Origin of the sequence: Paenibacillus glycanilyticus, assembly GCF_030161375.1 — a bacterium.
Lineage (GTDB): Bacteria > Bacillota > Bacilli > Paenibacillales > Paenibacillaceae > Pristimantibacillus > Pristimantibacillus glycanilyticus_B.
In genome coordinates this window covers 41283-55130 of sequence record NZ_BSSQ01000009.1, presented here as the reverse complement: position 1 = coordinate 55130, position 13848 = coordinate 41283, and the positions used below count along the sequence as shown (strand labels likewise).

The following is a 13848-nucleotide window of genomic DNA, read 5'->3' as shown; positions in this document are numbered from 1 at the left end:
ACCTTAGGAAGCGGAGATGCGCATATCGTACGCTTTTTAGCATTTTGTGCAGTTTACAGGTTGGCCGGCGCTGTGGCAGTGTGGAGCTAAACGATAGGTTGGGGGCGGTGAACGGATGATTGAAATTTACGTAAGCACAACGGGACCGGCGTTAGGGGACGGCAGCAAGGAGAAGCCTTTCCGAAGCATAAAGGAAGCGCAAGAGGCGGTTCGCTCCATGCTTCGGAACGGGGCAACAGGCGGAATTACCGTTACAGTCGAAGGGGGCGAATATTTGCTTGATGCGCCTTTGCGCTTTGGCCGCGGGGATGCGGATGCGGAGCGATGCCCGGTCCTATACCGCAATGCAGAAGGAGAAACGCCGGAGCTGATCGGTGGCATCGCCTTGAAGGAATGGGAAGAGACGGGTAACGGGTTATGGAAAGCCGAAGTGCCGGAAGGTGTACGATTCCAGACCTTATATGCCGATGGACGGCGAATTCGGAAAGCGGCAATGCCGGCCGCCGGCTATTACCGCTCGCTGCCGCTGGAGGAAGACGGGCGGGCCGGCATCCGCTACAGAGAAGGAGAGTTGCCGGACGGCTTGCAAGAGGATGCGGCAGGTCTGCAAATCTATGTATGGCCGGGAGGCGGCGAAGCGAATTGGTTTGCGGAGACCATACCGGTCGCGGAGATAGAGGGGAATAAACGCCGGATTCTATTCAAACGTCCTAGCTGCTGGGAGATCGGAGAAGATTCGCGCTATTATTTGCAAGGCTCTTTAGCCTTCCTGCGTGAGCCAGGCCAGTTCCATCTGGATGAAGCGGAGGGCGTATTGTACTATCGTCCTCAAAGCGGGTCACCGCTTGAGGAGCGGGTAATTGCGCCAAGGGTTGGCCGGATCATCGATATACAAGGGGACAACGACGATGGGCCGGTATCCGGCTTGACCTTCTCCGGTATTACGTTCGCCTGCACGGATTTTGCGGAGGACTTCCGGATGATGAGGGAGGAGCCCGGCATGGACAACGCCGAACCGGACGAGAACCGAAACGGCGTTATCTACATGCGGAATGTAAGCGGCATTGAGATTTCGGATTGCGTTATTCGCAATTCGGGCACTTGCGGCATCTATCTCGATCGCTGCGCGGAAGGCGTTCGGCTGCTTCGCAACCGGATCGAGCAATTGGGGCATACAGGAATCTACGCCTCCGGTTATGCGCCGGGAGAAGGCGATTTCCCCAATCAAACCGCCGCTTACCGGAACAAAGGACATCTTATTTCCGATAACGCAATTACAGATGGAGGCCAACTGGTCGGACATGGCAGCGGCATTGTCCTGTACCAAAGCGGGGATAACGAGATTATCCATAATCGCATCGCGAATATGCCCCGGTACGGGATTTCCATGAAAGGGCTCCGTTATCAGCGGATGCCGGAGGAGCTTTGGGGAATTCCCGTAACTTGGGATAATCATTCTTCGTTCCTGTTCACCCGCAACAATTCCATTGGCCATAACGATATCTCGAACGTCATGACTGACAGTCAAGACGGCGGAATGATCGAGTCTTGGGGAATCGGCAGGGGAAATGCCATTCATGGCAACCGGCTCCATCATAGCGGGATCCATTTCTCCTTCGGATTTGGCATCTATCTCGACGATGCTTCCAACGATGTGGAAGTTACGGGCAATGTGCTCGACCATTTGTACCAGACGGGGGAAGGCAAGTTGTGGATGGCGATTTTCTCGAAAGGGATCGGCAACCGGATTATCAACAACTTAATCACAAATAATGAATCGGAATGCGCCTTTGGCACGCAGGAGATGGTTGGAGAGGTTAATCGGGCTATTACGATATCGTCGAACATCGTATCGAACTCCGGCTATATGTATGCCCATGTGAACTGGAGCGAGGAACGGCTGGCCTACGCTGACCGCAACTTGTATTGGCGCAGCGGCGAAGCTCCGCTTGTGACGGGGGAGAAGTTGCCGTTCCCCGCAGTAGGCGTGAGCAAGGTGTGGGGGAAGCTGCACGCTTGGGAATCCTGGCGAACCTTCCTAGAAGGAAGATATGATGCAGAAACTATCCTTGCTCCCGCAGAGTTTATTGATGAGGAGGCCGGTGATTACCGGCTGCTGCCCGGATCACCGGCTTACCGGCTTGGCTGGCAAGATATTGATTTCACGCGATTTGGTCCCAGAGTGAAACCTTCGGCGGCGGAGTAAGGTATTACCTCTTGCGATTTAATAACCTTGGGGAGTTGAACCAGCTGGAGAGGATTATCCCGATCTTGCCTTGCCCGTCCATTAAAGAGCAAGTCGCGTTTTATGAGATGCTTGGATTTCAAACCGTGCAATTGTATACCCGTCCGAATCCGTATGCGGTGATGAAATACGGCGAGCTCGAGCTGCATTTCTACGGAAGCAAAAAGACGGTGCCTGCCGAGAATTCGAATATGTGCTACGTACAGACGGATCAGGTCGACCAACTGTATGCCAGCTTCACAACAGCGCTCAAAGAAAAGACAAACAAAATCCCGCGCAGCGGAATTCCCCGCTTGTCCAAGCTGAAGGATTTGACCGATGACCGTCGCTTTGTTCTGACAGATGTCGGAGGCAATACGCTGTTTATCGGTACGCCTCATTCCAAGCAGGCAGATCAGCCTATCTTCTTAAGAACGATAGAGAATGAGGAGCATGCCACAAACTTTGAGATCTTATATGATCTCCTGTATTCGAAGGAAGACAGCCATACCGCTTCATTGATGTGGGCTAAGTTTTTCCCGGCGGACGTAGAGGAACTCCGGGTCAGCGATCTGGATCTTGCAAAAATCCTGCTCGTAGCGCTAGACATGGAACTGCAGGAGAAGCAGGTTGTTAACGAAGCAATGAACAGCAAGTTGGCCGCGCTGCTTGAGCAATACGGCAGCGGCCATGAGGACTGGTCGCGGATTGCCGGGAAGCTGGAAGATATTTTGGTTGTGGAGTAGCTGTAGATAGGATAAAGACGCGCAGAACCGTTAGGGGTTCTGCGCGTCTTGTTGTATTTATTGCGCTTCCGATTTGAAGCGTTCGTAAGCAGAGTTGTAAGCGTCAAGCGCTTGCTGGAAGCCCATTTTGTTCATTTCATCCAAGTGGCTGTCCCAGGAAGAATCAATGGCTTGCGCGCCCATGAGTACTTTTTGTTCATATTCGTCGGTGTACGGTTTCAGATTAACGGTGGCGTCGTCAATCGCTTTTTTCTCTTCTTCCGTAAAGGTCAGAACAGGGAATGGTTTGGTCAGCCAATTGCTCTTCTCGTACAATTCAAAGCCGGCTTTGCCAATCGCGTTCATGGAATTGATTTCGCCAACCAGGCTGCCGCGGCGGCCGATATCATAACCCGAGCCGATCGATCTCAGATAGTTCGGGAAGCCGGTCGGATTTTTCAGCGCGCTGTCGCGGATCACCGGCTGGCCGTCCTTCAAGTCGTAATCCTGCCCTTCGATGCCAAGAGACATTAGGCGGTTGCCCACTTCGCTGAAGAAGAAGTCCATATACTCGATGACGGTAACGGGATCTTTGGCGTCCTTCGAGATGCCCCAAGCATAAGCGTGAATCGGTTCGCGGCTTTGGTCCATCTTCACGGCGCCTTTCACGTCGGCAGGCGGCGCGATAGCGGCAAAGTTAATGCCCGGCACTTGCTCTTTCACGGCATCGTTCACGGCAGCGGTCGAAGCGAACCAGTCAATGGTTGCCCCGCCGGTATTGTTGCCGAGCAGGAATTGGCGCGCTTGTGCGCCGCGGGTGAATATTTCCGGATCGATGATGCCGTCCTTGTACCATTGCGCCAGTTCCTTCATAGCTGCTTGGTATTCGGTCTCGGCTCTGCCGTAATGGACTTTATCATCGGCTCCAATGTAATAGTCTATATGCGCATCCCATAATTGCAGAAGGTTTCCAATGCCTTTGTCACGATAGAAGAAAGGAATTTCATCCTTCTTGCCATTGCCGTTCGGATCCTGATCGCGGAATGCATATAGTACTTTTTTGTAATCTTCGAGCGTAGTTGGAGCCTGCAGACTCAGTTTGTCCAGCCAATCCTGGCGGACGAAGAAACCCATGGAAGGCAATGCTTTGCCCGGTTCTCCGCCTAAAGTGCCTGTAATCGAGTAGATCTTGCCGTCAGGTCCGGTGCCTGCGCGGAGGGCTTCAGGGAAATCTTCCAGAAACTTCTTAATATTAGGAGCATGCTGCTCGATCAAATCGTCAAGCGGGATAAACGCTCCTTGCGTAATTACGGGATTAATACTGGAACGAAGGGCATGGATAAGGTCCGGCAATTTACCGGAAGCAAGCATCGTATTAAAAGATTGAAGCTCATCGGAAATAGATTCATTCGCTACGTTTTCCATGGAGACGTTTGTGATCTCGGCGGTTTTTTTCCAAGCGGGCATATCGCCTTTTGGAGCGCCGTTGCCGCCAAAAGCGGAGAACATCGTAATCGTTGCGGATTTATCCGAAATTTTCAGGTTGTCGGATCCGTTATAGCCCGAAGCTGCCGGCTCATTGCCGGATGCTTCCGTCTTGCCGTTAGCGTTGTTGGACGCTGGATTATTGTTGTTGCCGCCGCTGCAGCCTGCAACGAGTGTTAAGGATAAGGCCAGGGATAACGCGAGTACCGTTGTTTTCTTTTTCATGAATAATAACCTCCCTTTATAGTAGCCTGCATTAGAATTAACCTTTAATCGCTCCAACCATAATGCCTTTGACAAAAAACTTCTGGATAAAAGGATATAAGATAAGCATAGGAAGAACGGCGATAACAATGGTCGCGTATACGATCGTCTGCTCGGTCATGACCGAGGCGCTCATATCTACCGCTTCGTTAACGTTATAGGAAACTTCGACAATCAATTTCTTCAGAAGAACCTGCAGCGGGACCAGGTCTTGATCCTTAAGAAGCAACATGGACCAGAAATAGGAATTCCAGCGGCCAACGAAATAATACATCGTGATCGTGGCAAGCGCGGGTACCGACAGCGGCAAATAAATGCGGGTTAGAATCGTCCAGTCGTTGGCGCCGTCCACCTTCGCGGATTCCTCCATGGAATCCGGAACGTTCTCGAAGAACGTCCGAAGGAGGATGACGTTGAACGAATCGATGGCAAAGCATAACAATACGCCAATGCGGGTATCAAGCAACCCTAAATTCTGAAAGTTCTGGTACGTAGGCATCATCCCGGCGCTGAACCACATCGTCACCAAGACGAAAAAGGTAATCAATTTGCGGCCCTTCAACCGTTTTTTGGACAGCGGATACGCTCCCAGAATGGTGAGAGCAAGGCTGATGATTGTACCCGCGACAGAATAGAATACCGTGTTGCCATAGGACTTCCACAGGTTCTCCATATGAACAACCTTGTTGAAGGAATCAAGAGCGAATCCGCTCGGCAGGATGGTCACTTTCCCCGTAGATACCGCTACCGGATCCGAAAAAGACGCGATAACAACATAGTACAGAGGATACAGGGTAACCAGCATGATCATCAACATGAGAATGATATTAAACCAGCCGAAAATTTTCTCGCCTTTCGTCCGATTCATTGTCGTTCCTCCTTTCCTACATGATGGAAACTTCGCTGATTTTTTTGGAAATGCGGTTAGCGGTTAATACGAGAACAAGCGAGATAATCCCGTTAAACAGACCAACGGCCGTGGACATGGAGTAGTCCGCATTCTGAATGCCAAGCCGGTATACAAAACTTCCGACGACGTCGGCCGTTTCGTAAGTAATAGGCTGATAGAGCAAAATAATCATTTCGTAGCCAATGTTCATAATATTTCCAATCCCGAGCAGCAGCATAATTCCGATGGTCGGCAACAGCCCCGGCAAAGTCACGTGCAAGATTTGCTTAAAGCGGCCCGCGCCGTCAATCATCGCCGCTTCGTATTGCGAAGAGTCGATCGACATCAGCGAAGAGAAATAGATAATGGAAGAGAAGCCTGCCGTTGCCCAAATGCCTTGGATGACAAAGATGATACGGAAGTATTCGGGTTTGGTCAGGAAATACACGCTGTCGAATCCCATTTTCTCGAGCAGGATGTTTACGATCCCGGTGGAAGGGGACAGGAAGTTAACGACAAGTCCCGCAATAACGACGGTTGAAATAAAATGGGGCATATAAGAAATCGTTTGGACAAATACCCGGAACTTCCGGTTCCTCAATTCATTGAAGAGAATGGCTAGAATAATCGGTACCGGAAACGAGAAAATCATATTGTACAAGCTGATGAGCAGCGTATTCCGGATAATTCTAGTAAAGTAGGGTCCATTAAAAAATTCGGCGAAGTTGTCAAACCCTACCCACTTGCTGCCGGCCATTCCGAGGAACGGTTTATAGTCCATAAAAGCCAACCGCAGCCCTTGAAACGGCATATAATAGAAGATTGCGTAATACAGGACAAACGGGATGAGCATGAAGTACAAATATTTGTCTCTTACAATCGAGACGAGCAGTTCGGAGCCTCGCGCTTTTCGCATTGCTGCCGATCTTGCCTTATGGGGAACGTCTCTCATCGCTGTGCCCCTCCTTGCCTTAAATGTGGGTTGTATGACCCCGGGTTCGCCGGCCGAACCTGTTGCTCCCTCAAGGTAACATGGCCCAAAGCGTTATGAAAACCCTTTCTTTTTCTCCCTGACCCGAAAAAATACCGTTTCCGAACCCTTATTAATTACGGTAAACGTTTTCGTAAATTTTGGGGGTTCCTTAGAGGTTCGCTTTTCTGGCGGTTTTATTTATAATGGGGTGAGCCAAATGAATGCGCTTTCGAGGAATCGGTCAGGAGGGGTTGGATTGCGCTACTATCGCAAAATGTTTCGCACTTTTACAGGAATCGCCGTTATCTATACGTTGCTCATCGAGATCGTTTTTCTTTTTTTCTATTGGATTCCGTCCCGGCACGAGTACGAGACAAGAGCGGAGGCGACGGCCAGCCAGGTGAGCGAGTATACGGACTTCCGCTTGCAGTCGCTGCAGGAGATTGGTCTTATGCTGAACGTATCCGAGTATACGAAAAAATATTTGGGAAGCTATTTGACGAACTATGAGAAATTGAAATATTACAACTTCATAACCGGCATTTATGGCCTGACGCCAGGCTCCAAGCATGCGATTGCGATTACCAAATACGACGATGATTACGTCATTATGAACAACAGCACGGGCAATATAGATGCCTTTCAGAACCTGTTCTATATCGGAGACGAAACGCTTGACCGGGTGATCAAACAATTTAACGAGAATCGAAGCATTCCCATGCAGGTCATTAATGTGCAAGACGAGCAGGGGAACGAGATGTACGTTGTCGCCCGATGCGAGTGGATTGGCAATCCTAAGCCCATTTATATTTTCACTTCTTATTATACAAATCAGATGTTTCATGCCGATGCGCTTCAGGACGGGACGCTTGCCGTCTATTATCAGAACGAGCTTGTTGCTTCCTCTGGGCAGCTCGATCGGACACAGGTGCTGGAGGCAGTTGGAAACCGCAGCGATTCCGGCCTCGTCTTTCATACAGAACCGTCCACTGTAGCTGGCGTTCATTACGTTTATTTGACGAAACCCCAGCAGATCTTTACGCCGGCGCTTATGATGCTGATTGGGAGCGGGTTGGCAGCGATGGCGCTTGGTATTGGCTTGATGTCGCTAATTACGAAGCGTATGTATACGCCAATTGAGAACGTGCTGCAGACGACCGGCGAGTCGTTTACCGCGGGAGACGAGTTTGCGCATATCAAGAGCACGATAGAGACGCTGCACATCGATGTAGAGACGATGACGCAATCGCTGGAGAAATATAATGTTTCGCTGGAGAACAAGTTTGTGCATGATCTGCTGATCGGACTTATTCCGCCGGAAGCCATAGCCGAAGGGCTGACCCATTATCCGAATCTGCAGACGGAAGGGCCGTTTACCGTTATTTTGCTGAAGTTTGCGGAGACGGATCCTTTTGAAGGGACAATGTCAAACAGCGGTACCTATGATGTTAAGCTGCGGCTTGACGCTGCGCTTGATGAGCTGTTTGCGCAACAGCCGTTTTACCGAATCGTCGACCTGAATTCCGAGACCCAGGTTGTAATCGTATCGGCTGGAGGAGAACTGCTGCCCGAACGGCTGCGAAATACGATCATTAACGCGGAGCCGGCGTACGGTCATGAAATTTATGCGATAATCGGCCCGTCCTGCGATCGGATGGAGCAGTTGTTTGCCTCCTACCGGCAGACGGTTAAGTATGCCGATACGAGGGAGTATTTGAACTATAACGCGAAGGTTGTTGAGGCGGACGAGGCGAAGCCCGTCTGGAAAGGGACGGTGTATTTCCCTCTGCAGGAGGAGCAGACGCTTATTAACGCAATCATTCACTGCAAGACGACAGTATGGCAGTCCACCATTACGGAAATTATCCGGACGAACAACAGCGAGCGCGGATCGAATCATTCTCAGCTAGCCGTCATGCTGGACGCAACTGTGAACCGGATCGTAGACGGTTCAAACATTAACGCGGCGCAGCTGTTTGGCTCCGACAAAGTGTCCGAGCTTCACTTCCGGGCAAGCCGGTCCTATGATGAGCTGGAACGCAAAGCGCTGGACACCTTTGGAGTGCTTGCTTCTTGGTTTGCCCGGGAGCAGGAAAAGTCAAACAGCGGCTTGTCCGAGAAGATGCTCGCATATGTGCATGAGAATTATCAGAACGAGATCAGCTTGTTTGATTTGGCGGATTATTTGAATTTGTCGCGGAATTACGTATCCACGTTGTTTAAGAATTCGACGGGCCGCAATTTCAAAGATTATTTAAGCGAATATCGCCATAAGATGGCTTGCGGCATTCTGGAGCGGCATCCGGAGAAGAAGCTAAGGGAAGTCGCGGAAATGGTCGGCTGCAATGCAGACATGCTGTCGCGTTTATTCGTCCGTTATTCGGGCATGCTGCCAAGCGATTATCAGCAATTGGCGCGCCAACAGAAGAAGGAGCATGATCCGTCATGAGTACCTATGCGGTATATGCCTGTCGCGATGTGATGGACCCGGGCTTTCCGTTCAAGCTGGAGTACCGGACGGAGGAAACGCTGAACCGCGTGCCCCATGCCCATGAGCATTTTCAAATTTGTTATTTGCAGAGGGGCGTTTGTCTTCATTATGTGGAGGATCAGGCTTATCTGATGAGCAAAGGGGATTTGCTGGCGATTCCGCCGTATGTTCCGCACCGTCTGGATTTCTACAAAGGCGAGAAAGTAAACCTCGTTCAAGTCGACTTTATGCCGATTGTGCTCGATACGGAAGACATGCTGGCTGAACCGCCCTTTTTTCCGAAAATCAGACTATCAGGCGATTACCAGGTGCAGGTGGAACAGTTATTGTCCCGCATGAATGATGAGCATCTGAGACAAGAGCCGGGTTACCGCCATTTAATCCGTGCCGATCTTATCCGTTTGCTCGTAACGGCTTTTCGGCAGAGCGACAGCTTGAGTCCACCGGGAGAGACGTCTTTGGAGGATCGCCGCCCGCTATTCTATGAGACCGTCCGCTACATGGAAGCCCATTACGCGGATAGTCTGAAGCTTGAGGAACTGGCGCAGCGCGCGGCCATGTCTCCTTCCTACTTCAGTTACATGTTCAAGGTTCTGATCGGCCAGCCGTTTACGCAATACCTGAACGATATTCGGATCCGCAAAGCGCTTGATCTGCTGCGGTCAACCGAGCTTAGCGTCATTGAGATTAGCGTGGCGACCGGCTTCAACAATGCCAGCCATTTCAATCGGATGTTCCGCAAGTCGGTAGGCGTCAGTCCGCTTGCTTATCGTAAGCAGCCCCATTCTATTTCTTAAAACAAGAAGACAAAGCCGTTGATTAAAGGCTTTGTCTTTTTGTTTTGTTTACGTACTAGATACATTTCGTTAAAGACGTCAATGTCATCGTAAGAAAGTGTCCTCATAAGCAAGGCTCTCCATGGTAAGTTGTTGTTGAACGGAAAGGGAGTGGATGAGATGATGCTCAGCTTCAGCACGCTTCCCTGCGAAGGGTGGAGCGTGGAGCAATTAATTGAAGGCTGCAAGCAACACGGTTATTCCGGTATTGAATTGAAGATTGATTATGGCTACGCGATTACGCCGGATTCAACGGAAGAAGAAGTGAAGGCGGCCGCAGCGAGGTTTCGGGAAGCAGGAATTACGGTAACGAATATCGGCTCCGGTATTTTGCTGAACGGCCTTGGTGAAGAAAGGGAAGCGCGGCGGTCGTTATCCCGCCATATCAGGATTGCCGAGCTGCTTGAGGCAGGAGGCATTCGGATTTTTACCGGAACGTTCTTCAAAAAGATCAGCGAGCGGAATCAAGCTCATGACAAGGAACGATTAATCCGTCATATTCAGGAAGCTTGCGATGAAGCGCTCGCGCGGGGAACGGGAGTGGGCATCTGGATCGAGACGCATAACGAGTTCTCGACGGGCATGCAATTAAAGCCGATGCTTGAGGCCATCCATCGTTCCAACTGCCGGATTATTTACGATATTATCCATCCGTACGAATTCGGGGAAGCGCCGGCGGACACGATTCGGCTGCTTGGCCCCTTCATTGCCCATGTGCATATGAAAGACGGCGTTCCGTTCGAAGAGGCGGATATGCATGAGTGGAAATATACGCGGACGGGAGACGGTCAGCTGCCTCTTGCCGCGATAGTGGAATTGCTTAAGGATAGCGGTTATGCCGGTTATTATTCGCTGGAATGGGAGACGAAGTGGCGCCCGGAGCTGAAGGAGCTTGACCTGGCACTGGATTCGGTATTTGCCGATTATGTCCAGCTTATGAGCGGCATTCTTGCGGAGTAAATCAAATAGAGCGTTAACAAGGGAGACGATGTTTGAATGAAAACCTTATTGGCCATTTCGGATCCGGACCTGATTCAGATGTTTTTTCAGAATCCGGCTGTCTTGAAGAAGCTCGGCACGGTGTCGGAATACCATTGGATAAAAGAAATGACGCCTCTCTCCGGCAGTGCAGGACTGGCGGCTGTCGTGGAGGATTACGATGCGGTGCTTACTTCGTGGGGTTCGCCTTTCTTTACGGATGAAGTGCTTGCGAAAGCTAGCAAGCTGAAGTTTATCGGTCACCTCGCAGGTTCAGCTACTGCGATTGTTAATGAACAAGCTTTCGCGAAAGACATGGTCGTGGTGACGGCCAACAACGTACTAGCCCGATCCACTGCGGAATCCGCCGTAGCTCTCATGATGAGTGCGGCTTGGAGCCTGCAGCCGTACAGCATGAGAATGAAGCGGGGCGGCTGGGCAAACAACAGCAAGGAAACGGTGCTTGGATTAACCGGCCGTACGATTGGTCTGATCGGCTACGGCGAAATTTCGCGGAATGTGATCGGCCTCCTGCGCGGCTTCCCGGTACAAATCAAGCTGGCTTCGCGTTATTGCTCCGAAGAAGAAGCGAGGGAACTTGGCGTCCAGTTATGTTCGCTGGACGAATTGCTTACGACCAGCGAGATCATCAGCCTGCACAGCTCGCTTACGCCTTCTACCGTTGGCATGATTGGCCGCAGGGAGCTGTCGCTAATTCAGGACGGGGCATTATTCGTGAATACGGCCCGCGCCAGAATTGTGGATGAAGAGTCGTTGATGAACGAGCTGCGGACAGGCAGATTTAGTGCGGCATTGGATGTTTTCCATCAAGAGCCAGTACCTGTTAATCATGAACTGCACGAGATGGAGCATGTGTTATGCACGCCGCATATCGGCGGGTTTGCGGGGCAATGCAAACGGGCTTTCGGCGATTACATCATCGATCAGCTGATTGCCTGCATCAGAGGCGAAGAGCCTGACGGGAATGTGACGCTTGAGCAATTCAACCGAATGACTTCCAATGCGCTTGCTTAATTCATTCATAATGGAGGATTAATGATCATGGAGCAGAAACGCCTTAGAGAAATACAAGCTTTTATATTAGAAAAAACAAGACAAAACGCGAACCGTTTCGGTGACAAGCTGCCGCATGCCACCGTTAATGGCCAATACGATTTTATGGATAACGGCTTTTGGGTTGGCGGTTTCTGGACGGGATTATTGTGGCTTGCTTTTGAAGCGACGGGAGATGCAGCTTGGGCGGAGGCGGCTCGCCGCTCCCGTAACCGATTCACTAAACGGCTGTATGAAGAACGCGAGACAACGGATCATGATCTTGGATTTTTGTTCAGCTTGTCCTCGGTTGCCGATTATAGGCTGACAGGAGACCAAGCGGCACGCCAGCATGCTCTAGATGCTGCTGAAGCATTGGCGGAGCGCTTTAATCCGCCGGGGAATTACATTCAAGCCTGGAATGTCTGGACGCCTGGCGATCCGTTCAGCGAAGAGAACAGAGGACGAATCATCATTGATTGCATGTACAACCTGCCGCTACTATTCTGGGCCAGCGAGGAGACGGGGGACGACAAATACCGCGAAATCGCCATTGCCCAGGCTGATACTTGCGCCAAGACCATCGTCAGGCCAGACCGCACGACCTTCCATACCTATCTGTTTGATCCGGAGAGCGGAGAACCGCTTCGCGGCAAGACGCATCAAGGTTATGCGGACGATTCCTGCTGGTCGCGCGGACAGACTTGGGCGATCGGAGGTTACGCCCATGCTTACCGTTATACCCGCAAGCCTGAATATATGCAGCTAGCCAAAGAACTCGCGCAAGTCTATATTGACCGTCTTGAGGATGATTTAGTTCCGATGTGGGATTTCGCATTTGCCGGCGGCCAAGAGGGAGAACCTCGCGATACTTCCGCTGGAGCTATAGCCGCAGCAAGTTTCCTGGAGATGGCTAGTCTTCTTCCCGAGGAGGAAGGCGCCTATTACCGCCGCTTAGCCGAACGTATCGTTGAGAGTCTATATGAGAACTATTCAACGAAGGACGAGCCGAAGCAAGAAGGTCTTCTGAAGGAAGCGACAGGCCACAAGCCTGCTGATTCCAATATTAATGTATCGCTCATTTACGGGGATTACTATTTCGCAGAGGCGGTTGCAAGACTGCTCGGTGAAACGGAAGTTTATTGGTAAATAACATTCAACGATTGAAATCCGTCATCGTTCTGGAACATCTTATTGTTCTAGAACGGAAGCGGATTTTTTGCCTTGTCCGCTGTGCGCCGCTTCAATCTTAAACCAATGCGCCGGCTGGGATTTGTAGAGGTTTGACAGAAAGGAGTATACTGGAGATATCTTTGGATTAGCAGGAGGATATCTAATGTTTACGCAAGCAGAACCAATCGGGATCATCCAGAATCATATAAAAGTATTCCAAGCCACCGAAGAGGATACGCCAGCGGTATTGCAACTGCTCGTGGATACGGCAACCTGGCTAAAAAGCAGAGGTTCTTCGCAATGGAGCGGGTTGTTGCAGGGAGAAGATTCCCATCAGACGCCGGAAGCCATCAAACGCGGCGAAGTATATATTTTCGTGCAGGAAGACACGCTTATGGGCATGGTTATGCTGATGCAGCACGCCAGTCCGTGGGACCGGGAGTTATGGGGCGAAGAGGGGCATGAGAGCTCCGTTTATCTGCACCGTCTTAATATTAACCGGGCGGCTGCCGGAACCAACCTTGGCGAAGCTATCGTCCGTTGGTCTAGCGAGGGCATTCATTTCCCGGGCAAAGACCGGATCAGGCTTGACTGCATTGCCAACAATCCGAAGCTGAACGGCTTCTACGGAAGCACTTGCGGTTACGAATTCAAAGGCACGGCAACAAACCCGATCGCCGATTTTAATCTGTATGAGAAAAAGGTATTGGAAAAGTAATCTTATTCTTGCTATTCCGATAAACTTACTATACAATCT

At 50.8% G+C, this 13848-nt stretch carries 11 protein-coding genes; 8 read left to right on the top strand and 3 right to left on the bottom strand.

The genetic code is table 11. The features are described from left to right. Nucleotides 1-115 precede the first annotated feature (115 nt). Together QQK89_RS10720 and QQK89_RS10715 are read left to right on the top strand one after the other, a co-directional pair. Nucleotides 116-2206, top strand: coding sequence for a right-handed parallel beta-helix repeat-containing protein (locus QQK89_RS10720; RefSeq protein ID WP_284238552.1), 2091 nt, complete (start codon nucleotides 116-118; stop codon nucleotides 2204-2206). 11 nt (nucleotides 2207-2217) lie between these two features. Beyond that, the gene (locus tag QQK89_RS10715) at nucleotides 2218-2970 is read left to right on the top strand and encodes a hypothetical protein (protein WP_284238551.1); all 753 of its coding nucleotides are present in this window, start codon (nucleotides 2218-2220) and stop codon (nucleotides 2968-2970) included. 57 nt (nucleotides 2971-3027) lie between these two features. Here the strand turns inward: QQK89_RS10715 and QQK89_RS10710 are convergent, their stop codons facing one another. Genes QQK89_RS10710 through QQK89_RS10700 form a run of 3 tightly spaced genes read right to left on the bottom strand, consistent with a single transcriptional unit; the run spans nucleotide 3028 to nucleotide 6539 of the window. Further along, complete coding sequence (locus tag QQK89_RS10710) at nucleotides 3028-4659, bottom strand: extracellular solute-binding protein (protein WP_284238550.1); 1632 nt, start codon at nucleotides 4657-4659, stop codon at nucleotides 3028-3030. Nucleotides 4660-4696: 37 nt separating this feature from the next. Next, nucleotides 4697-5566, bottom strand: coding sequence for a carbohydrate ABC transporter permease (locus tag QQK89_RS10705; RefSeq protein WP_284238549.1), 870 nt, complete (start codon nucleotides 5564-5566; stop codon nucleotides 4697-4699). A gap of 16 nt (nucleotides 5567-5582) precedes the next feature. Beyond that, the gene (locus tag QQK89_RS10700; RefSeq protein ID WP_284238548.1) at nucleotides 5583-6539 is read right to left on the bottom strand and encodes an ABC transporter permease; all 957 of its coding nucleotides are present in this window, start codon (nucleotides 6537-6539) and stop codon (nucleotides 5583-5585) included. A 277-nt stretch (nucleotides 6540-6816) separates the two neighbouring features. On the opposite strand from QQK89_RS10700, the gene QQK89_RS10695 reads away from it, so the two are divergent. The 6 genes from QQK89_RS10695 to QQK89_RS10670 all read left to right on the top strand — a co-directional run bounded on the left by QQK89_RS10695 (nucleotide 6817) and on the right by QQK89_RS10670 (nucleotide 13809). After that, on the top strand, nucleotides 6817-9009 hold the full coding sequence (locus tag QQK89_RS10695; RefSeq protein ID WP_284238547.1) for a helix-turn-helix domain-containing protein: 2193 nt from the start codon (nucleotides 6817-6819) through the stop codon (nucleotides 9007-9009). Next, nucleotides 9006-9848, top strand: a complete 843-nt coding sequence (locus QQK89_RS10690) for a helix-turn-helix domain-containing protein (protein ID WP_284238546.1) — start codon at nucleotides 9006-9008, stop codon at nucleotides 9846-9848. The genes QQK89_RS10695 and QQK89_RS10690 overlap by 4 nt, the downstream gene beginning before the upstream one ends. 159 nt (nucleotides 9849-10007) lie before the next feature. Then, the gene (locus QQK89_RS10685; protein ID WP_284238545.1) at nucleotides 10008-10847 is read left to right on the top strand and encodes a sugar phosphate isomerase/epimerase family protein; all 840 of its coding nucleotides are present in this window, start codon (nucleotides 10008-10010) and stop codon (nucleotides 10845-10847) included. 36 nt (nucleotides 10848-10883) lie between these two features. After that, nucleotides 10884-11900 (top strand): hydroxyacid dehydrogenase, encoded by a 1017-nt coding sequence (locus QQK89_RS10680; protein ID WP_284238544.1) that lies wholly within the window; start codon nucleotides 10884-10886, stop codon nucleotides 11898-11900. Nucleotides 11901-11927: 27 nt separating this feature from the next. Beyond that, entirely contained in the window at nucleotides 11928-13067 is a 1140-nt protein-coding gene (locus QQK89_RS10675; protein ID WP_284238543.1) for a glycoside hydrolase family 88 protein, read from the top strand. 187 nt (nucleotides 13068-13254) lie between these two features. Beyond that, complete coding sequence (locus QQK89_RS10670) at nucleotides 13255-13809, top strand: GNAT family N-acetyltransferase (RefSeq protein WP_284238542.1); 555 nt, start codon at nucleotides 13255-13257, stop codon at nucleotides 13807-13809. The last annotated feature ends 39 nt before the right edge of the window (nucleotides 13810-13848 follow it).